Source organism: Kocuria sp. WRN011 (assembly GCF_002295155.1).
GTDB lineage: Bacteria > Actinomycetota > Actinomycetes > Actinomycetales > Micrococcaceae > Kocuria > Kocuria carniphila.
In genome coordinates, this window is sequence record NZ_NSGI01000009.1 from 44,844 (window position 1) to 65,556 (window position 20,713).

The window sequence follows — 20,713 nt, forward strand, 5'->3', positions numbered from 1 at the left end:
TTATGGCTCGTTCACGTGCACGTCACACGGCGGCCAAGCGCCCATCCATGGCCTTGACCGCTTTCGCTTCGTTCTCTGCCTTGGTGGCGGTCAGCGTTGCGCTGAGCAACGGCTCAGCGCCGGCACCGTGGGAATCCGCGTACGCCAACGAGTCCTCGGGCGAGTCGTCCGAAAACGCGCAAGATCGCGGTACGTTCGGCCAGCCCCAGGCCGATGAACAGGGCGAATCCCGGCCCTCCTTGTTTGCCGCCGTGCCCGATGACGCACTCATTTCGGACGTTCAGGACACCCCCCAGGATTACGTGGCCAGCCAGGTGCATAACGTGTCCGACCGCGGAACCGGTTCTGCGCCGTCGTCGGTGGCTCCTGCGAAGCGGGCCCCCGCCACGTTCGAGGGCGAACTTCCTTTCAACACGATCATTGCCCCTGCCCAGCCGCCCACGGTGCTGGACGGCGGTCAGTTCGGCTGGCGCGTAGCCCCGGACACCAAGGAACGCGAGTTCCACAACGGCACGGACATCTCCACCTCTGAGGGCACCCCGGTCGTCGCTGCCCTGGAAGGCACCGTCACCGCGGTGTTCTGGGACGAATGGGGTGGTAACCGCGTTGAGGTTTCCCATGCGGACGGAGTGAAGACCACTTACAACCACCTCAAAGACGTGATGGTTCAGGTGGGCGACCCTTTGAAGGCATCCGAGCAGCTCGGCACCATTGGTCAGACCGGCCTGCGGGTGACCGGCCCGCACCTGCACTTCGAGACCTGGGTCGAGGGTAAGGCAGTGGACGCCCAGTCCTTCGATTGGGAGACCGGAGAAGGCATCATCCCCGCCTCCCGACCCAAGTACTCCCTGGAAGATCAGGCCCAGACCGATCAGGCCACCACCGACAACGGTTCCGTACCCGGCACCGACAACGGCCCCATGTCCGATGTCCCCGAGGACGAGCAGGAACGAATCATCGCGCTGAGCCGGGAAACGGCTCCGGCGGAGGACGTGCCGGCAGAGTCATCTGTCTCTGATTCCGGCAACGGCGACGGCGCGGGTGCCGGTTCCGGCGACGGTGCTGGTGCTGGTGCCGAGCCTGGTCCGGTCGCGGAGCGGCGCGCGGCAGAGGCACAACCGAGTCAGTCACGTGAACCGGAGGATTCGGCCACTCAATCCCATTCCGCACGACCCGATCAGAGTGGCGGCTCGCAGTCTCCCTCGACTGAGTCCCGTTCCGCTCAGCCCAGCCCGTCTCGGAGCTCCTCCAGCTCCAACGACGACGCCGAGGGTCGGGTGAACGCGGGCAGCCCGTCCGGCGCTACCTCCAATGCCACGAAGTCCCGCCTGAGTAGTGGTACGTCGCAGGGAAGCGGCTCCGGCGCGTCGTCGAACACGTCTGAAAAGGACAACGGTAAGAAGCCCGACCCAACCAAGAAGCCGAAGCCGAGTCAGCCTGCCACGACCTCCGAGCCCAGCGAACCTGCGTCAACGGGCGACCCGGTCAAGCCCGCTCCCGCCAACACCGGCAAGTCGAAGCCTCAGCCGACGCCGACTGAGACTGGCAAGCCCAAGCCCCAGCCGGTTCCTACTGACACTGGCAAGCCGAAGCCCCAGCCGGTTCCTACTGAGACTGGCAAGCCCAAGCCGCAGCCGACGCCTACTGACACGAAGAAGCCGGCGCCGGTCGAACCCACTAAGCCTGCAGAACCGACCCAACCGGCCGATCCGCCGAAGGCTCCGAAGCCCGAGACCACCAAGCCGGCCGTCCCCGGTGCGCCGGTCGAACCGGGAACCCCGCCGGAAGACCCCAAGGGCGATACTCCGTCAAACGACAAGCCCGCAAAGCCCACGGTCAACCCGTACGAAGCAGATATCACCACGCTCACCACACTCGAGCAGCTTCAGCAGCGCACTCAGGTGTTCGTGAATCAGCAGCTAAGGCTGACTCCGGAGCAGCAGTTCGGCACGGGTTCGCAGTTAAACGCTCAGCTGCCGTTGTTGTCGCAGCAATTGGTCACTGTCAAGGTGGATCAGCAGGATCCGAAGTTCACGGCCCAGCTGACTGCAACGCAGGAGGCGGTCGAGAAGGCCGCAGCCGCCCCGAAGGACAAGAATCTCACGGACGCGGCCACAGTGGAACTCACCAAGTTGCAGACGATGCTCGCTAAGGTCCCCACCTACGTGGACCCCGCCTCATCACCGGCTCGCTGACCCACCCGACTGGCACGCTCAGCTGATCGGCCTGACCGACCCACGTAGTGGATTTATGGTTCCCTATTCCCTTTTCGGGCACGAAAATCGGGGATAGGGAACCTTAAAACTTTCGCGTAGGCGGGCCCAGGTTCCTGGCCAGAAAGTTGAGCCATGTTCGACGCCGCTCGGGCTCCCAAAGATCGCGCCAGACAAGCACTTGCACGTCCCAGCCGGAATCGCGGATGAGCTGGATCCGGTAGTTTTCGTCCTCGTAATGAGATCGCTTCTTGTAGTGGACTTCCCCGTTGTACTCGATCGCGGTCATTGAATCGGGCCAGGCCAGATCGATGTAGAAATGTCGTCCTTGCGGCGTCACATGATAGTTCGTCCTGGGTGGTGGGAACCCGTGGCGTAGCGCGATGAGCCGGGTGAGCGTTTCGTTGGGTGACCACACCTGGTCGTATGCAGCTCGAAGAGCGGCGCGGACGCGACGTACCGACGGCGAAGTGGGTGGGAACAACTCGAGTGCATCCTCGATCACGTCCGCGGTGAAGTCTCGCAGGGTCACTTTTTCATCGACAACGATTCTGCGTGACAGTAAAGCGTCAACACACGCAATGAGTCTCCACACCGACAGATAGGGAGCCGCCACGACCAGAGCCTCGACCGGATGCGCGACAAAACATCCCCAAGGGCCGTAATAACGGCTGAGACCGCGGGACTTGGTCATCCGAAGCTGACCGGCGAAAGTCCGAACGCGGGTTCCGTGCCACGACAGATGGGGAGTCAACTTTGCCGTCTCAAACTCAGACTCCCTCTCTCCCGCCCGGTGGCCCAGCAGCGGATTGACCCAGCTCTGTGTTTCCCCGATGGGCAGATCCAAGAGTTCGAGTGCGTTCAGTCCGGTGACACGCAGATGGTTATCGCGCGTCCGCAGGTGCTGCTGCAGAAGCGCCGCTCTCTGGAGGGGAGACAACGGCTCGGAACTTTGCGCCCAGACCCCTCTGGCGAGCAATTGCATGGTGGGGTCTCGAACGAGCTGCTCATTCCGGCGACCCCAGTCGGCGAAAGACTTCACCACTGGACGCTCACCCAGGTCAAGAGCGGGAACACGTTTCATGCCTGGAACCTACGCGAATACCCGCCAACGCGGATTTCGTTATCCACAGGCTGCGGTTCCGCCGTCTCTCAGGGCCTCGGTGACGGAACTGTGTCTGGACATTGGTGACGTTTTAAGGTTCCGTATTACCGGATTTCGCCTCCGAAAACGTAATAGGGAACCTTAACTCAGGCTGGAGGCTGGAGGCTGGAGGCTGGAGGCGCGGTGGGGACAGCGGACTAGCGGCGGGGAGCTAGCGGCCCCTGCCGCGGATCCGCAACGACCGGGCGAAGACGATCGCCAACAGGCCCATAAGAGGCACGAAGAGGATGGCCAGTCGCAACCCCACGGAGTCCGCCAGAGCACCCACCAGCGGAGGCGAGATCAGGAAGATCACGCGCATGCTCCAGCTGACCAGGGTGAGTCCGGTTCCGGGTTTCAGCCCGGGAGCGCGGTCTGCCGCGGCGTAGGCGCTGGGCACCAGGGTCGCGCAACCGAAACCGGCCAGGCCGAAGCCCACCAGGGCCATGGGAACGTTGGCCGCGATGATCACGGTGCCCATGCCCAGGAAGATCAGGGCACCACCGAAGCGCGTGATGTTCACTTCCCCGAAGGCATTGATCATCCGGTCGCCCAGCAGCCGTCCGATGAACTGCGCACTCACCATCACCACGTAGGCGAAACCCATCACGGTCACCGGAGCGCCCAGAGTGTCACGAAGATACACGGCACCCCAGTTGTTGCCGATGTCTTCGACCAACACCCCGGACATCGCAATCACAGCGAAAGGCACGAGCGCCAGCAGCGCCTTGCCCGCACCCGCGGGGATGATGGGCACGCCAGCGGTATCCGTCATGACCTCCGCGGGAACTTCGTGACTGTCCGGGAGGGAGAACCGCATGGCACCCAGGGCCACCGCCGCGAACAGGACGCCGCTGAGCGCCAGGTGCAAAGGCAGCGGTAAGTGCAGCGCGATCGCCGCGGTGCCCATGAGCCCGCCCAGCACGGCACCCACACTCCACAGGGCGTGCATCGAGTTGATGATCGAGACTCCGGCCAAACGTTGCACCCGCAGACCCTGGGCATTTTGAGCGGTGTCGACAACGGCGTCCAACGCACCCGCCAGCAGCAGCCCCACGAAGAACACCGCCACGTGTGGAATGGAGGCCGCAAAAAACACTGAACCCGCCAGGAGTACGGATCCCACGGCGGCAGCTCGGGCGGTTCCGAAGCGTCGGATGATCGGCGCGGGTAACGGCCCCGCCACCACACCACCGATGGGCAGCGCGATCAGCACCAGCCCGTACATCGCGTTGGTCAGCTCGAAAATGTCCTTGATCTCCGGAAGCCGCGGCAGCAGGTTCGCGTAAATCGCACCGTTGGTCAGGAACAGCAGCGACACGGCGATGCGGGCTTTGAGGATGCGCGATGGACTCACGGGAACCAGCGTATGGCCTGAGTCAATACGACGTGAAAGCGGGCCCGCACCTCACCTGGAGGAACGGGCCCGCTGGCCGTGCGGGGTGCTGACGGTAACGAGCTAGTTGTTCCGGAACTCCCAGGGGTTCTCCGACATGGCCTCGTCGTAGGCGGAGCTCCACTCTTCGCGCCAGTAGCGCATGTCCGCGCTGTCTTGCGCGCTCGCCGGCTCACCCGCAACGAACAAGCACGGACGGCCATCGGGCGCGGTTTCACAGGCGTCCTGGCTGGTCCAGGCGGTTGCGATTCCGTTCTCGTCACGCGCGGAGTTCGACGGCGCCGCGCTGGCCTTGCTCGAGGCCCCGGCGCTCGGCGACGCGCTCGCGGAAGCCGACGGGCTCACGGAAGGCGAGGGAGCGGCGTCGTTGTCGAAGCGCGAGTCAAACGAATCGTTCCACTGCCTGCGATCGGGGGTGACCGTCTCCGGGGAGCGCGGGTCGTCGAAACCCTGCTGGGAGCTGGCCGGGTACCAATAGTCGGCGGTGGGCAGCTTGAGCTCGTAGACCCCGGACTCGGCAGTCACTGAGCTCTGCTTCGGTGCCTCGCCGGATGCCCGCACCGAGGTGAAACCGTTGCGGGTGTGGGCGTCCAACCGGTCGCTGACCTCGATGCCGTCCAGCAGCACCTGACCGTTGGTGGTTCGGGCGTCAATCACTGAGGCCTTGACGGAATCCGCACTCACGGAGCCGAACTTGGACGTGGCGGTGATCTCATCGAACGCACCGGTCACATGCACCAGCCCGTGTTCCGCGGTGAGGTCGAGGGAGGTGTCAGTGTCACTCTCCGGCACCGTGATCTCGATGTTGTTGATGGCGCTGTTCCACCGCGAGGTCTGCTCGGCTGCGTCCACGCGGATCACGCCGTCGGATTCCTGGGGCGCACGCTGGTCGCCCAGGCCCCAGCCGAATTCCTGCCACTTGACCTCAACGTTCTCGACCGTGGGACTCGTGAGGACGCGAACGTTGGCGCTGTCCGAATCCACCACGATCTTCGAGGCCTCGGAGGAAGCGGTCCAGGTGTCGGTGCGTTCCTGGGTCATCACCGCGGCTGTTGCGGCACCCGCGCCGCCCACCAACAGGGTCAGCGCACCCAATCCGCCGATGATGCCGGTCGCTGTGTTCCAGCCGCGGCGCTGACCTCGGTTGATGGGCGGGTTGGTGGGGTGCGGTCCCGCAGCGCGCGAGGAATCGTAAGGCACCCGGGGTGAGGGTTCGGGCGATCCGTGGGGAGCGCCGTCGGGCTGGGAGGGAGGAAAATGTGTGCTCATGGCGGTGTCCTAAAGGGAGTGGTCCGGGTAGCCCAGGTACTTGAGAACGGCCAGCACACGGCGGTTGCCGGACGCTGACGTCACCCCGAGCTTCATGAAGATCGAGCCGATGTGCTTTTCCACGGCCGATTCGGTCAGGTACAGATTCGTGGCGATGGACGCGTTGGACAGGCCCTGCGCCATCAGCCCAAGGACCTCGCGCTCGCGGGGCGACAGCAGTTCCAGGTCCTCACGCTGGCGGGAGCGCACCAGAATCTGGGTCAGCACCTCGGGGTCCAGGACGGTTCCGCCCTCGCCCACGGTCTGCACGGATTCCAGGAATTGGTCCACGTCCGCCACACGGTCCTTGAGTAGATAACCCAGGCCTTCGCGGCGCGAGGCAATCAGCTCGGACGCGTAACGCTCCTCCACGTACTGGGAGAGCACGAGCACGGCCACCTGCGGGTGCGCGGAGCGGATGAGGACCGCGGCGCGAATGCCCTCGTCCGTGAAGGACGGTGGGAGCCGCACGTCCACCAGCGCAAAGTCCGGCCGGTGTTCCTCCACGGCCTTCACGAGACCCTCGGCGGTGTCGGTTTCGGCGACCACTTGGTGGCCGGCGTCGGTGAGGAGACGGACCAGGCCGGCTCGCAGCAGCACGGCGTCTTCGGCGATCACGATACGCACGGGGTCACGCTCCTTGATTTTCGACGACGTCGCTCGCGGCCCGGCTGCCCGACCGCACGTTGCGGTCGGACTCGTTGCTGTCGGAGTCGTGACGGTCCGGTTGGTTGGCGTTGGCGCTGGTGCCGGTGCGAGCCGGTGTGTTCAGCGGGAGCTGCACGATGACCTCGGAGGGCCCACCCGTGGGGGAGTTCAAGAAGAACTGGCCGCCCGCGGAGCGGATCCGGTCTTCGATGCCGGACAGGCCACCACCGGGTACCACCCGTGCGCCGCCGCGGCCGTAGTCGCGGATTCCCGCCACCACGGTGGAGGTGCCTGGGATGTCACCGTCCTGGATGGAGACGGCCACGTCAGCGGTGCGGGCACCGGAGTGCTTGATGGCATTGGTGAGGGACTCGGAGACCGCGAAGTACACGGCGGCCTCGGTCTCGGGCGTCAGTCGGGGGACGTTCACGTTCACGTTGACCGAGAACGGGGCCTGAGCGGCAACCGCGGAGATGGCGGCGTCGAGCCCGCGATCCTCCAGAACCGCCGGGTGGAAACCGCGCGCCAGGCGGCGGAGCTCCGTGATAGCGGCCTTGGTGGTTCCGTGCGCCTCGCTCACGAGTTCCTTGGCGTAGGCGGGGTCGGTGTCGATGCGCGACTTGGCCATCGAGAGGTTCATGGCCACCGACACCAGCTGGGGCTGAACGCCGTCGTGCAGGTCGCGTTCGATGCGGGAGCGTTCGGTGTGGGCGCCGCGGACCGCGGATTCGCGGGCCTCGGTCGCGTATTCGACCTGGCGGCGAGCCTCGGCGGCCTCGCGGCGGAGAGCTGCCGACTCGCTCATCCGCAGCAGGGTAGCGGACAGGCCGCGGTGGGCCAGGGTGAGCAGGGCCAGTAGGACTACGCCGATCAGGAGGCCCAGAATGCTTGCCAGCACGCCGGTCCATTCGGGCCACCCCTGAACCGGGGTGAAGAAGCGCTGCGCAATGGAGTTCTCCGGAGCGAACAGCGGCGAGAACGCGCCCACGATGCCCGCGCCAATGGTCACGAGCGAGAACACGGCCAGCGCACCCAGGATGAACGTGAGGATCAGGTGCAGGAAACCCAGCCACATGGAGCTGTCGGTCGCGTCCAACCACAGTTGGTGGGGAACGCGCACCCAGTCCGTGCGCGGCGTGCGGCGCCGCTGCGGGTCACGCAGGTCCAGGCCGAACGACGACGCCGAGCGCCGCCGTTCCAGCCACACCGCCGCCCAGATCACGTACACGGTTCCGGCCAGGACCAGCAGGCCCAGACCCACCGCGGGGATCATGGCGACACCCGTGAAGATCAGGGTGCCGATCACGATGATCCAGAAGAAGTTCAGTAGTGCGTCGATGACCAGGTCCGTGGCTCCGAAGAACATGGTCTTGGGAGAGAAGGTGCTCCACTCGCTTACGGAGTCATGGGAGACGGTAGAAGAGCCGCGTGAAGGAGCCGGAGACTGCGGCGGCTGTGGAGGCTGCGGAGTTCCGTGCGGCGGCAAGGGGCGGGTGTGCTGCGTATCTGCCGGAATCGCTTCCGTGGGTTCCCACGGTGGAGTCGGGCGCGGGTCTGGAGTGGTCATGTCCATAACGCTACGGTTCTGCCCCTGTTTTCCGCGCCAGAGCTAGCCACCGAGTCGGGGTGGGGTTTTCCCCACCTCCGGCGTTCGGGCTCGCGTTGGAGGCGGCCAGTGAAGTCGAAGCGAGCGGCGTCATCTCACTCCACCAACGCGCGGCTTCCTCCAACACACGTGTGTACCTGCATACACTGATGCTCATGAGCGACGGCGTTCAGACCCACTCCGCCCCCACCCGGGCCAATGGCTCCGTGGCGCTCGCGGACCGTGACCTCGCCTCGGACGCTGCACGCGTGGGATGCGTGATCGCGGTGGTGTTCATTCATTTGCTCATGGTCACTCTCACTGCGGATCCGGACACCGGCGAACTCGTTTCCGTGCTGGTCCCCGAGGAACAGACCTGGTACTGGTGGGCCACGTGGATCCTGCAGGTCATGCCGCTGTTCTTCGTGGTGGGTGGCGTAGCCACGGCGGGGGCGCTGCGGCGGTGTCGGGCCAGGGGAGCGGCACCGGCGGAATACGTGCGGGAACGCACGCTGCGACTCATGCAACCGGCGGCCGTGCTGTGGCTGGTCTTCGCGATCAGCGCCATGGCGGCCTTGGCGCTCGGGGTAGGCGAAGAGCTCGTGACGTTCGCGCTGTCCGGCATGGGAATGCCCCTGTGGTTCTTGGCGGCGTATCTGATCGCGCAAGCGCTGGCGCCCGCCTTCTTGGAATTGCACGAACGCATGGGCTGGGTGTGGTGCTGGTTCTTGCTCTCGTGCGTGGTCGCAGTGGATCTCTTGCGGATGGCCACGGATCAGCAGTGGTGGGGGCTGCTGAACATGCTGTTCGTGTGGCCGCTCATTCAGCAACTCGGGTTCTTCCGGGCGGACGGATGGTTTGCGGCCCGCGGCACGCTCACGCTGCTTCTGATCGTCGCCGCTTGCTACGCGCTGCTGGCCGTGTGCGTGTTCTCAGGGCGTTATGCCCCGGACATGCTCACCAACCTGAACCCGCCCACGGTGTGCATGGTGTTGTTGGGGCTGGCCCAAGCGTGCCTGCTGCAGGTGTTCACCCCGGCCCTCAACCGACTCATGCACTGGCGGCCCGCTCAGGCGGTCACGTATGTGGTGGGAACCCGTGCCATGACCATTTACCTGTGGCACCTACCGGTGATCATCCTGGTGATGGCCGCGTGGTTCTTCGCGGGAGGTTACGATCCGGTTCCCGGTTCAGCGCAGTGGTGGTTGTTGCGGATCCCGCTCGCTGTGCTGTGCTGGGTGGCCGTGCTGGCCGTGGCCACGGCGTTGCGCCGAGTGGAGCGAGCCTCGGCCAAGCCGTGGGGCAAGCTACGGCTGACACCGCTGGCCGTCCTCGTCGGGTTGATTTGCGCGGTGGTTCCGCCGCTGCTGGAGATCGTCACTCTGTTGACTCCGGCCCTGGTGCTCTGGGGTGCTGCGGGATCCGTGGTGTGCCTGGTCATCATGAAGTGGGGCGTTGTGCCGGGGCCACGAGGTGTTCGTTGACGTACCCGAGCAGGGTGGGCATCAGCGCGGGATGCAACTGATGACCCATGCCGGGGATCTCGATGAACGTGGCACCCGGAATGGCCTCCGCGGTCGCGGGCCCGCCATCAGGGCGCACGATCTTGTCCTTGTCGCCGTGAATCACCAGTGTGGGCGCGGCGATGTCCGAGAGCACCTCCGCACGGTTTCCTGACGCACGGATCGCTCCGATCTGACGCCGCATGGCCGCCGATTCGCCGTGCGGGTTGAGCGATCGATCCCAGTGGGCCGCGGCCAACTGGGCCTCGTAGGCTTCATCGATCGGGTACCCCGGCCCCGCCAGGTGCCGTCCGATGATCGTGCGGCCCCTGATGTACACGGAGCGATTTGGCGCTCCCGGGAGCATCAGCATCGCGGCGGTGGAGGTCGCGGTGGTGCCGACTTGGGGATCGCCGGTGGTTGAACAAATGGAGACGAGCCGGCGCACCAGCGGCGGATGATGAGCGGCCAAGGATTGCGCGATCATCCCGCCCAGGGAGAAACCGATCAGGTCCGCTCGCTCGATGTTCAGCGCTCGCATGGTGTCCGCGACGTCTTCGCTCATGTCCTCCACGGTGTACTGGTCCTCGGGGAGGTCACCACTGAGGAGCTGCCGCGCCGAAGGGGCCTTGGAGGTGGCGCGGAACGAGCGGCCCTCGTCCCGGTTGTCGATGCGCACCACGCGGAACCCCTCTGTGACCAGGGACTTCACGAACGAGATGGGCCACGCGGTGAGGTCGAAGGCCAGGCCGGTGATCATGATGACCGCGGGGCCGTCCATGGGCCCATCGATGCGAACGCACATGGTGCGGCCGTCACCGAGATCAATGATTTCCTCCGCGCCCGAATCTCCCGGCCCCGCGAGCAAGGTCGGGAGTTCCTGAAGAACGGGGGCGGCGGCGTCGTCGAACCGCAAGAACTCGTCGACCACGGGCCGTGACCGAAGTTCGCGACGGTCCGCCAGATAACTCATGGACATGAGCCATGGGCTGCGGGTGCCTTGCTTGGGGAGGCCGTCCAGGGCGCGTTGGACGTACCCGGCGTCGAAGTCGAGTAGTGGTTTGGTCTTGAGGCCCTCCGGCGCGAGCGGTCGCACGGAGGCGGCGCCAATTCCGTCCATGTGTGCGAGCAAGCGCGAGAACCAATCCACGAGCAAACCGATTTTGAGCGTCCAGGACGCGTTGGTGTACCCGATCGCGAACGCGAAATTGGGCATGTCGCTCAGCATCACCCCGCGGTAGGCGATTTTCTCGGTGAGGTCCGCGGGTACGCCGTCCAAGCTGAAGCGGGCCCCACCGAACAACAACACGTTGAATCCCGTGGCGGTGATCAGGATGTCCGCGGAGATGTCCTCACCGCTCTCCATGCGCACGCCGGTCTCGGTGATTTCGTCTATGGTGCCCGTGACCACGTGTCCCGCCTCGGACTTGAGGGCGCGGTAGAAATCCCCGCCCGGTGCCACGCACACGCGCTGATCCCACGGTTTATAGGGCGGGTTGAAGTGTTCCTTCACGGAGACGTCGTCGGGCAATTGCGACTTGTTGACCGCAGCAATTGCGCCCTTGACTAGGTGCGGCGCGATCTTGCTGGTCTTCCACAGGAACCGCTGCTGGCGCGTGGCCACCGCGCGCGCCAGATGCGAGGTCCGCTCCTCACCGAGTCTCGGCTTGAGCGCCTTGGCCAGCTGATTCTCCTTGGGGACGGGAATGATGTAGCTGGGCGTGCGCTGCACCATGGTCACGTTCGCGCCCCGCTCCACAAGCGACGGAAGCAGGGTGACGGCGGTGGCACCGCTGCCGATGATCACCACGTTCTTGCCCGTCACCTCCGTGTCCTGGGGCCACAGCTGCGGGTGGATCACGGTGCCGCCGAACTGCCTCAGTCCCGTGATGTCGGGTTCGTTCGGCTGGTCATAGCGGTAGTAACCGGTCGCATTGAACAGCCACGAGGCAGTGACCTCCAGGTATTCGCCCGTTCCAGTGGGTTCTTGGGGCGTCGACGACGCCGCACTGTCACCTTGCGTGGGTGCCGCCCGGGCGGTGCGTTCCACGGTGACGCACCAGTGACTGTGTTCGGAGGACCAGTCGGCGGCGACCATGCGCTGGTTGAAGCGGATCAGCTCGTCCACGCCGTATTCGTGAGCGGTGTCGCGGATGTATTGCAGGATGGCGGGGCCTTCGGCAATGGACTGCGGTCCGGTCCACGGTCGGAACTCGTACCCGAAGGTGTACAGATCCGAATCCGCACGCACCCCCGGGTAGCGGAACAGATCCCACGTGCCGCCGGTGGCATCACGGGATTCCAGGATGCCGATGCTCTTGTGCGGATGCCCCCGCCGGAGTTTGCACGCAGCACCGATTCCGCTCAGACCTGCACCGATGATCAGGATGTCGAAGTGCTCAGCGTCCGTGGACATGGTTCATGAATAGCAAGTGTTCCTGCGATTTACATGATCAGTCCAGGTGGTCCCATACGCTGAGGTCTTGCCAGCCGACTGTCACTGTGCGGAGGTACTTGGCTCCCTTGACCTCACGGGCAGCCTTCTCTGTGGCGAAGACTCCCAGGGGTGCCGGATTGCGATCCGCGGAGACGTGGGAGTGGCGAGTCCGTTTGCCCTCGAACACGATGAAGAGCTGATCGCCGTCCCCCACGGCGGGCGCGTCCGGAACGGTGAACCGTTCCCACATGACGCGGTACGTGGGGCGAACAGAGAGTTGTTGCTTTTCGATGGAGCGTGCATCGAACTCGGTGCGGGTCACTGCCACGAGCGGAGCATCCGAAGACTCCGGGTGCTGTTGGAAGACCAGGAACACCTCTGGATCGCTACTGCGGAAGTTGAGAATCTTCTCAAGAATGGATGTGAACGGACGGTTCATGAATTAACCATGACCGACATCCATGCCTTTGTCTGCACTGTTCGCGTTTGTGAAGGCAAATTCGTCAAGTGTTACCCAACTAGGAGCGATGCCTCAATACGTTTGCATGAGGCCGCCGGGACCGCGGACGTGACTGCTAGCATGAAGTGGACCTTATGTGATCCAAGTCACTGAGAAGCACATGCGTAGCTCATCAGGAGGATGATCCGTCATGGCCGACAATCGAGCGGTTGCTTACGAAGGTCCAGGCAAGGTTCAAGTCATCGACACGCCCTATCCAGAGTTCGAACTCAAGGACGGTCCGGGTGTGAATCCGGCCAACGTGGGACGAAAAGTTCCCCACGGGGTGATTCTGAAAACCATCGCCACCAACATTTGTGGTTCCGATCAGCACATGGTGCGCGGTCGAACCACGGCGCCTCAGGATTTGGTCCTGGGCCACGAAATCACCGGTGAAGTCATTGAAGTGGGGCCGGACGTCGAATTCATCAAAGTCGGCGACATCTGCTCCGTCCCGTTCAACATTTCCTGCGGTCGGTGCCGCAACTGTAAGGAACGCAAAACCGGCATCTGCCTCAATGTGAATCCGGATCGCCCCGGTTCCGCCTACGGGTATGTCGACATGGGTGGCTGGGTAGGTGGTCAAGCGCAGTTCGTGCTGGTGCCCTATGCGGACTGGAATCTGTTGAAGTTCCCGGACCCGGAGCAAGCCCTTGAGAAAATCCTGGACCTGACCATGCTCTCGGACATTCTGCCCACCGGGTTTCACGGTGCCGTGACCTCCGGAGTGACGGTTGGTTCCACGGTCTACATCGCCGGCGCGGGACCCGTGGGACTGGCCGCGGCGGCGTCGGCGTTGCTGCTCGGTGCGGCCGTGGTCATCGTGGCTGACATGAACGATGACCGCCTGGCGCAGGCGCGCAGCTTCGGGTGCGAAACGATCAATCTCACGGAAGGCGACCCGCAGGATCAGATCGAGCAGATCCTGGGCGTGCCCGAGGTGGACTGTGCCATTGACGCTGTCGGTTTCGAGGCGAAGGGCCACGGCAAGGATGCTGAAGAGGCGCCCGCAACCGTGCTCAACTCCCTCATGGAGATCACCCGGGCCGGTGGTGAACTCGGTATCCCGGGGCTCTACGTCACCGGCGATCCGGGCGGTATCGACGAAGCCGCGCAGAAGGGCTCCCTGTCACTGTCGTTGGGCACCGGGTGGGCGAAGTCCCTGACCTTCACCACTGGTCAGTGTCCGGTCATGAAGTACAACCGTCAGCTGATGATGGCCATCCTGTACGACCGCATCCACATCGCCAAGGCGGTCAACGCCAAGGCGATTCCGCTAGAGGACGCGCCCAAGGGCTACGCCGAGTTCGACCACGGCGCGGCCACCAAGTTCGTTCTGGATCCCAACGGATACCTGGGGGCGTCTGCGGCATAGGGAGCCGCCAGAACCTCGCGGTCGCACGCTGATCGACGTTACGACCCTTGCGTGCGCCACCTCGCAATCTGATCGACCTTGGGACCCGGATTTCCGGGTTTCAAGGCGTTAACGTCAATTAGTTTGTAGACGGTCCCGGGGCGTGGGCCGTACCGTCGACCCGCCTACCGACGGTGTCGGGGCAACCAGAGCACGCGGTCCTAGCGTCGACCAGGCTGCGCCCCGGGCCCGGCTTCAGATCCGCAGGTGCACCAGGCTCGGCCCGGAGATGCTCAGCGCCTGCTCCACGGATGAAGCCAGGCTGTCCATGGTCGCGGACAACCCGGTCGCGTCGAAGGATTCCGCGAGCTGCACCCAGTCCGGCTGCTTGAGGTCCACGGCCAGCGGGTCGATGTCACGGTCGACCATGCCCTGTCGGATTTCGCCGTACCCGCCGTTGTCCACGCAGATGATCGGCAGATCCAGCTCGAGTTCCACCGCGGTCATCAGCTCCTGGATGCTGAACATCAGGGCGCCGTCGCCCAGTAGACACACCACCGGGCGGTCCGGTGCGGCTAACTTGGCGCCGATCGCGGCGGGCAGGCCGTAACCCAGCGTCGCGTACGTGCCCATGTACAGCAGCGAGTGCGGGGTGGGTGCGCGGAAGAACGTGGTGGATCCCATGTACGTCACCTGGGACGAGTCGCCGGCCATGATCGTGTTGTCCGGGACCACGTCCATGATGGTTTCGTTGAGCGCGGCCAGGTCGGGCGCCCACTGGCGCCCCTCGTTGTCCATGGCGTCGAAGACTTCGCGTAGGTCCGGTGCCTCTCGATCGCCGACGTCGCTCCCATCGTCCGCACGCAAGGCCTCCAGTAGCTGCGCCACCACGGCGGCCGAGTTGCCCGGTACCTCGATGTCCGGCGTGAGGTTGCACAGCATTTGGTCGCGCATGATGTCCACGCGGATGATCGGCCCCTGGGGTGTGATGTCGCCGCCCCACAGCTCGGCCTCGCCCACCTTGGAGCCGATGACCAAGAGCGCGTTGGCGGTGCGCAGGAATGAATGTGCCGTGGTCAACCTCAGATCCGCGCCCAGGGACAACCGGTGCTTCTCCGGAATCGCGCCCTTGCCGTTGGTCGTGGTGATGACGGGAGCTTCGAGTAGCTCGGCCAGTTCCAACAACTGAGAACCCGCGGCCAACGAGCCACCACCGGCCAGGACGACCGGACGAGAAGCTGCGGCGAGAGCAGCAGCCGCCGCGGCGACGTCGGACGCCGGTGCAGGCTGGGGCGCTCCCAGGGGACGCGGGGCCGTCGCGGACGCAGGCACGTCCGCCGGGCCCTCGAGGATGTCCAGCGGAATCTCGATGTGGATGGGCCGGGGGCGGGAATGGGCGAAGTCGCGCATGGCGTCGTGAATCATGGTCACGGCCTCTGTCCCGGACGTCACACGGCGGGACTGACCCACGATCGCGTTGACCGCGGCGGACGGGTTCTTGGTCTCGTGCAGCGAACCGATGTCCCGGAAGTCCTGACCCACCGGGCGGCCCGGTGACAGCAGGATCATGGGGCGCGATTCGGCGTACGCGGTGGCCGCGCCGGACAGCGAGTTCAGCAGCCCCGGCCCGGAGGTCGTGATGACCACGCCGGGCAACCCGCGCACCTGCGACCAGCCGTCCGCGCCGTAAGATGCGCCCTGCTCGTGCCGCGTGGTGATCGCTCGGATTCCCAGCTCGCGCAGCGGCCGGTAGAACTCAAGAGAATGGGTGCCGGGAATGCCGAACACGGTGTCGATCCCGTAGCCGCGCAGGGTCTCGAGGGCCGCTCGGGCCACGGTGCGTTGAGGGTACGACGTCGCCTGGTTGCCTGGGTTTTCGCTCAAGACTTGGCCTCCTTGATCCGTTCCGACCACTCCGTGGAAATCTCGGCCGAGGTGCGCTTGGTCAGCAGCGACACCACCACGTACACGAGCGCGGAGGACAACAGGCCCAGGTAGATGGGGGCGTTGGCGAGCACGCCGAAGACCGCCATCGACACCAGGGTGACCAGAGAGCCCACGGCCATGGAGAGCGCGGCACCGATGGCGGTGCCGCGCTTCCAGATCAGACCGCCCAGGATGGCGACCAACAGGCCACCGACCAGCACGTTGTACGCAATGGTCAGGGCCACCACGGTGGATGGGACGAGCATGGAGATGAACGTGACCAGCAGTCCCACGACCACCACGTAGACGCGGTCCTTGAAGACGGAGGCGTCCTCGGAGCGGGCGCGAGCGACGTCGTCATGAGAAGCTCCGAACAGGCCCTTGAGGGTGGGGATCACGTCAACGCGAGCCACTGTGGAGGCCGCGATCATTGCGCCGGAGGCCGTGGACATCATGGCCGCCACGCCGGCAGCGAGCACCACACCGCCCAGGCCGGCGGGGGCGTGCATCTGTGCCATGGCGGCGAACGCCTCTTCCGGAACGGACAGGTTGGGCAGTACGGCCGCCGCGGCGGTGCCGATCAGCGCACCCGCCACGCCGTACAGCGCAACGTAGGCGGCCGCGCCCAGGCCGGCCCAGCGCGCGACCTGCGGGGAGCGGGCGGTGAACACGCGCTGCCAGATGTCCTGGCCGATCAGCATGCCAAATCCGTAGACCACGAATTGCGTGATGATCGCCTGGAAGCCCATGGAACCCCAGTCGAAGTAGGTGGCGTCCAGGCGTTCGGTCAGCCCGTTGATGCCGCCGGCGGCGGAGAGTGAGAACGGCAGCAGGATCAGGAACATGCCGATGGTCATGAACACGAACTGCATCAGGTCGGTCAGGGTGATCGACCACATGCCGCCCAGCACGGAGTAGGCGATCACCACGGCACCGCCCAACAGGATGGCCCAGGGGCGGGAAATGGGGAAGAGCACCGAGAAGATTGAGGCGTACGCGGCCGTGGACGTCACGGAAATCATGAGCGTGTACGCGAGCATCACGAATGACGAGGCGCTCGCACCGCCGCGGTCGCCGTAGCGCAACTGCAGCATCTGCGAGACCGTGAAGACCTTGAGCGACTGGATGCGTCCCGCGAAGAAGAGACTCAGCGCCGCCAAGCCTGTGGCGATCGCGACCACGAGCCACATGCCCGAAATGCCGTACTGGTAGCCCAGACCCACGCCGCCCACGGTGGACGCGCCACCCAGAACGACCGCCGCCATGGTGGAGGTGTACAGACCGGGGCCGAGTCGACGGCCGGCCACGCGATAGTCCGTGGCCGTCTTGGCTCGGCGTGCCGCCCACAGGCCGATGACCACCATGGCCACCAGGTACAGCACGATGACAAGCACATTCATGAAGGGGTTCTCCTCGGGAGATGGCGGGGGCAGCTGTTGCGTGAGGGGTTGATCTCGCGAAACGGGTACAGGGCATAGGGTTTATGCACTAGGTCACAAAAAATATCACTGCCGGGTCTCCGAGCCGACCACATCCTGGTTGCCCCCGGAGCGTGTGGTGTCCCGAGCGATCCTCGGGAAGAAGGGAGAATCCGTGGAACCGGAACGCATCGTGGAAACCACGGCTGACGGGCAAAAACGCGTGGGGCCGGTCAATGCGGCGCTCACTCCGCGGTGGGTGGGGCCTGCCACGTTCGCCCGACTACCGCGCACGGACCAGGTCGATCACACGGACATTGCCGTGGTGGGAATCCCGTTCGATTCCGGAGTGTCGTACCGTTCCGGCGCGCGCTTTGGGCCGAATCACGTGCGCGAATCCTCGCGGCTGCTGCGCCCCTACAATCCGGCTCAGAACCACTCGCCGTTCGCGCGCCTGCAGGTCGCGGATGCCGGCGACCTGGTCGGCAACCCGTTCGACATCAAGGACGCCATTTCGGCCATTGAAACCGGCGCGCTCGAGTTGATGGGTTCGGACACCAAGATCGTGGCCATCGGCGGCGATCACACCATTGCGCTACCCCTGATGCGTGCCGCGCATTCGCGGCACGGCAAGATCGCGCTGTTGCACTTCGACGCGCACCTGGACACGTGGGACACCTACTTCGGTGCAGAGTTCACGCACGGCACGCCGTTCCGCCGCGCGTTCGAAGAGGGCATTATCGACACGGACGCCGTCATGCACGTGGGAACCCGCGGTCCCCTTTACGGCACCAAGGACTTGGAGGATGATTCGTCCTTCGGTTTCGAGATCGTCTCCTCCGCGGACGTCATGCGCTCCGGTGTGGACGCCGTGGTCCAGGCCCTGCGCGAGCGCGTGGGCGACCGCCCGCTCTACGTGTCCTTGGACATCGACGTCCTGGATCCCGCCCACGCACCTGGCACCGGTACTCCCGAGGCGGGTGGCATGACCAGCCGCGAGGTCCTCGAGATCCTGCGTGGCTTGCGCGGTCTGGACGTGGTCGCGTGCGACGTCGTGGAGGTCGCCCCCGCGTACGATCACGCCGAGATCACCGGCATCGCCGCTGCTCACGTGGTCTACGAGTTGATCACGCTCATCAGCCTGGGTCCCGACGCCGCTCCGGACGGCCCCGCGTACGGCATCTCCGGCGCACGCTACGGCGAGGGGGAGTGACCATGGAATTCGCATCACGCGCGGCGGAGTTCCGGCCTTCGCCGGTGCGCGCCGTCTTTGAAACCGCTATGGACCCGTCCGTGGTCTCACTGGCAGGCGGCAATCCCGATCTGTCCGTGTTGCCGGGCGGGGACATCGGCGCGCTGGCTTCCTCCCTGTTGGCCGAACGGGCCGGGGAAATTCTGCAGTACGGTTCCGGCGCGGGGACGACGCCGCTGCGAGACCTGGTCGTGCACCTCATGTCCCGGGGTGGTTCGGACATCACCGCCGCTGACGTGCTTCCGACCACGGGATCGCAGGCCGGGCTGGATCTGGTGACCAAGCTGTTCTGCAATCCCGGTGACGTGATCCTCGCGGAAGGTCCCACCTATGTGGGCGCGCTGGGAGTCTTCGGCGCGTACGAGGTGGACGTCCGGCATGTGGAGCTCGACGACCACGGACTGGATCCCGAGCACGTGGCCACCGCGTTGGACGAGCTGGCTGCGGAGGGCAAACGGGTTCCGTTCGTGTACGTGATCCCGAGCTTCCAGAACCCGACCGGCGTGACCATGCCGACCGAGCGACGTCGTGAATTGGTGCGTGTCTGCGCCGAACGCGACGTGATGATCGTGGAGGACGATCCCTACGCCCTGTTGTCCTTCGACCGCTCCGGACCGCTGCCATCGATGCACGGCATGGACCCGGAACACGTAATTCACCTGGGCAGCTTCTCGAAGATCTTTGCCCCGGGGCTGCGCGTGGGATGGCTCGTGGCACCCCCGGAAGTCAGGGGGCGGCTGCAGATCGCCGCCGAATCCGTGGTGATCCACCCGTCCAATCTGGCGCAGTCGCTGGTCACCGCGTGGGTCGGGTCGGAGCAGTGGGAACCAGCACTGGGCCGGGCCGTGGAGTTCTACCGGGAGAGGTGGGAGGCCATGAAAACAGCGCTGGAGGAGTTCATGCCCGAGCGTGCCGACTGGACCGAGCCGACCGGTGGCTTCTTCACGTGGGTCAAGGTGCCCGGGTTGGCGGAGAAGGACGATCTGCTGCGGGACGCGATCGAGCAGGGAGTCGTTCTGGTGCCGGGTTCCGCGTGCTACTCGGACGGACGTCCCTCCGACGCCGTGCGGCTCGCGTTCTCCGGTGTCTCGCCCGTGCGCATCCGGGAAGGTGTGAAGCGGCTGGCGCAGATTTTGTAAGTCAGACCGCCACCTCCACCGCGATTCACCGGACCCTTGAGTCTGGTGTGAGGGAACTGCAGGCAGTAAGGCTTAGGGGAGGGAAATGCTGGAATCTTCGTCGATTTCAACACTTCCCTCCCACGAGATTTCCTGCTTGCACTTTCCTCACTCAGCGCTTCTTGGATCGCATGGCCGCTTTAACCGTGACCGGTTCACCCGCGGTGGCGGCGCTGTCCGGCGAGACGGTGATGAAGGTGTCGAAATAGCATGTGCTGTGCGAGGTCATGGCCACAATCTAGACCGCACGAGCCCCCTTGGGAACTTGCTACTTTCCGCAGAATAAGTTAGCTTAACTAACTATGGATAAGACTCCCGATGTTGAGAGCCAGTCCCTGGGCCGTGCGCCCCTTGAAAGCGCTGAGAAGCTTAGAACGGCACTGCGTCACGGGGTGTTTTTCCTCCGGCGCATGGACAACACGCGGGAACTCACCAGTCAGCAGATCAGCCTCATGTCCATGTTGACAGACGGCGGGGTCCGCATGACGACTATTGCAGCGAACCTCGGAGTCCGTACCCCTACCGCAACGCAGAGCGTCGACCGCTTGATGAAGTCCGGCCTGGTGGAGCGTCAGCCAGACCCTGCCGATGCTCGCGCTGTTCTCGTGAAGCTCACGCGCCGCGGCCACAACGTGATCGCGGCAGAAGATCGCCACCGCAACGAGGTGGTTGCCAAGGTTCTTGCGCGGCTGGATGACAAAGAACTGGCCGCGCTCGACGCCGCCATGCCCGTTCTCGAGAAACTCGCCAGCCCGCGCGGCGGTATGACGGGGGAGCACCAGCCCCGCCCGGGAGTTCGCCGGGACTGATCTGGATTCAACGCATGATCTGCGCCGAAGACAAAACGAGCCGG

15 protein-coding genes are annotated in these 20,713 nt (G+C 65.0%); 6 read left to right on the forward strand and 9 right to left on the reverse strand.

Features of this window, described 5'->3' with window-relative positions:
- Positions 1–2 precede the first annotated feature (2 nt).
- The gene (locus tag CKW39_RS12725) at positions 3–2,195 is read left to right on the forward strand and encodes a peptidoglycan DD-metalloendopeptidase family protein (protein WP_095798494.1); all 2,193 of its coding nucleotides are present in this window, start codon (positions 3–5) and stop codon (positions 2,193–2,195) included.
- Positions 2,196–2,298: 103 nt separating this feature from the next.
- Here CKW39_RS12725 and CKW39_RS12730 read toward each other — a convergent pair whose 3' ends face one another.
- The 5 genes from CKW39_RS12730 to CKW39_RS12750 all read right to left on the reverse strand — a co-directional run bounded on the left by CKW39_RS12730 (position 2,299) and on the right by CKW39_RS12750 (position 8,276).
- On the reverse strand, positions 2,299–3,297 hold the full coding sequence (locus CKW39_RS12730) for a hypothetical protein (RefSeq protein WP_143470004.1): 999 nt from the start codon (positions 3,295–3,297) through the stop codon (positions 2,299–2,301).
- Between the two features lie 232 nt (positions 3,298–3,529).
- Positions 3,530–4,714, reverse strand: a complete 1,185-nt coding sequence (locus CKW39_RS12735; protein WP_254049412.1) for an MFS transporter — start codon at positions 4,712–4,714, stop codon at positions 3,530–3,532.
- A gap of 102 nt (positions 4,715–4,816) precedes the next feature.
- Complete coding sequence (locus tag CKW39_RS12740) at positions 4,817–6,022, reverse strand: DUF4097 family beta strand repeat-containing protein (RefSeq protein WP_143470005.1); 1,206 nt, start codon at positions 6,020–6,022, stop codon at positions 4,817–4,819.
- A gap of 9 nt (positions 6,023–6,031) precedes the next feature.
- Positions 6,032–6,688 (reverse strand): response regulator transcription factor, encoded by a 657-nt coding sequence (locus CKW39_RS12745; protein WP_095798498.1) that lies wholly within the window; start codon positions 6,686–6,688, stop codon positions 6,032–6,034.
- 4 nt (positions 6,689–6,692) lie between these two features.
- A complete protein-coding gene (locus CKW39_RS12750; protein ID WP_095798556.1) occupies positions 6,693–8,276 on the reverse strand; it encodes a sensor histidine kinase in 1,584 nt (527 codons plus the stop codon).
- Positions 8,277–8,470: 194 nt separating this feature from the next.
- Here CKW39_RS12750 and CKW39_RS12755 point away from each other — a divergent pair, with 194 nt between their 5' ends.
- A complete protein-coding gene (locus CKW39_RS12755; protein ID WP_254049413.1) occupies positions 8,471–9,778 on the forward strand; it encodes an acyltransferase in 1,308 nt (435 codons plus the stop codon).
- On the opposite strand, the gene CKW39_RS15640 is transcribed toward CKW39_RS12755, so the two are convergent.
- Positions 9,735–12,212 (reverse strand): alpha/beta fold hydrolase, encoded by a 2,478-nt coding sequence (locus CKW39_RS15640; RefSeq protein WP_095798499.1) that lies wholly within the window; start codon positions 12,210–12,212, stop codon positions 9,735–9,737. The genes CKW39_RS12755 and CKW39_RS15640 overlap by 44 nt on opposite strands.
- Positions 12,213–12,249: 37 nt before the next feature.
- On the reverse strand, positions 12,250–12,672 hold the full coding sequence (locus CKW39_RS12765) for a hypothetical protein (protein WP_095798500.1): 423 nt from the start codon (positions 12,670–12,672) through the stop codon (positions 12,250–12,252).
- A gap of 211 nt (positions 12,673–12,883) precedes the next feature.
- On the opposite strand from CKW39_RS12765, the gene fdhA reads away from it, so the two are divergent.
- A complete protein-coding gene (gene fdhA, locus CKW39_RS12770) occupies positions 12,884–14,107 on the forward strand; it encodes a formaldehyde dehydrogenase, glutathione-independent (protein ID WP_095798501.1) in 1,224 nt (407 codons plus the stop codon).
- Between the two features lie 234 nt (positions 14,108–14,341).
- Here the strand turns inward: fdhA and CKW39_RS12775 are convergent, their stop codons facing one another.
- Together CKW39_RS12775 and CKW39_RS12780 are read right to left on the reverse strand one after the other, a co-directional pair.
- Entirely contained in the window at positions 14,342–15,970 is a 1,629-nt protein-coding gene (locus CKW39_RS12775; RefSeq protein ID WP_095798502.1) for a thiamine pyrophosphate-binding protein, read from the reverse strand.
- Positions 15,967–17,412 (reverse strand): sodium:solute symporter, encoded by a 1,446-nt coding sequence (locus tag CKW39_RS12780; RefSeq protein ID WP_095798503.1) that lies wholly within the window; start codon positions 17,410–17,412, stop codon positions 15,967–15,969. The genes CKW39_RS12775 and CKW39_RS12780 overlap by 4 nt, the downstream gene beginning before the upstream one ends.
- Positions 17,413–17,605: 193 nt before the next feature.
- On the opposite strand from CKW39_RS12780, the gene speB reads away from it, so the two are divergent.
- From speB to CKW39_RS12795, 3 genes are all read left to right on the forward strand, one after another.
- A complete protein-coding gene (gene speB / locus CKW39_RS12785) occupies positions 17,606–18,643 on the forward strand; it encodes an agmatinase (RefSeq protein ID WP_095798558.1) in 1,038 nt (345 codons plus the stop codon).
- A gap of 2 nt (positions 18,644–18,645) precedes the next feature.
- Positions 18,646–19,821: a PLP-dependent aminotransferase family protein gene (locus tag CKW39_RS12790; protein WP_095798504.1), complete on the forward strand. Its 1,176-nt coding sequence runs from the start codon at positions 18,646–18,648 to the stop codon at positions 19,819–19,821.
- A gap of 341 nt (positions 19,822–20,162) precedes the next feature.
- Complete coding sequence (locus tag CKW39_RS12795) at positions 20,163–20,669, forward strand: MarR family winged helix-turn-helix transcriptional regulator (protein WP_095798505.1); 507 nt, start codon at positions 20,163–20,165, stop codon at positions 20,667–20,669.
- Positions 20,670–20,713 lie beyond the last annotated feature (44 nt).

What these genes read in the sequence shown, in the direction of transcription:
- CKW39_RS12790 (WP_095798504.1), top strand. Translation starts at nt 18,646, where the DNA reads ATGGAATTCGCATCACGCGCGGCGGAGTTCCGGCCTTCGCCGGTGCGC.
- fdhA (WP_095798501.1), top strand. Translation starts at nt 12,884, where the DNA reads ATGGCCGACAATCGAGCGGTTGCTTACGAAGGTCCAGGCAAGGTTCAA.
- CKW39_RS12755 (WP_254049413.1), top strand. Translation starts at nt 8,471, where the DNA reads ATGAGCGACGGCGTTCAGACCCACTCCGCCCCCACCCGGGCCAATGGC.
- CKW39_RS12730 (WP_143470004.1), bottom strand. Translation starts at nt 3,297, where the DNA reads ATGAAACGTGTTCCCGCTCTTGACCTGGGTGAGCGTCCAGTGGTGAAG.
- CKW39_RS12750 (WP_095798556.1), bottom strand. Translation starts at nt 8,276, where the DNA reads ATGACCACTCCAGACCCGCGCCCGACTCCACCGTGGGAACCCACGGAA.
- CKW39_RS15640 (WP_095798499.1), bottom strand. Translation starts at nt 12,212, where the DNA reads ATGTCCACGGACGCTGAGCACTTCGACATCCTGATCATCGGTGCAGGT.
- CKW39_RS12795 (WP_095798505.1), top strand. Translation starts at nt 20,163, where the DNA reads ATGGATAAGACTCCCGATGTTGAGAGCCAGTCCCTGGGCCGTGCGCCC.
- CKW39_RS12780 (WP_095798503.1), bottom strand. Translation starts at nt 17,412, where the DNA reads ATGAATGTGCTTGTCATCGTGCTGTACCTGGTGGCCATGGTGGTCATC.
- CKW39_RS12765 (WP_095798500.1), bottom strand. Translation starts at nt 12,672, where the DNA reads ATGAACCGTCCGTTCACATCCATTCTTGAGAAGATTCTCAACTTCCGC.
- CKW39_RS12740 (WP_143470005.1), bottom strand. Translation starts at nt 6,022, where the DNA reads ATGAGCACACATTTTCCTCCCTCCCAGCCCGACGGCGCTCCCCACGGA.
- CKW39_RS12725 (WP_095798494.1), top strand. Translation starts at nt 3, where the DNA reads ATGGCTCGTTCACGTGCACGTCACACGGCGGCCAAGCGCCCATCCATG.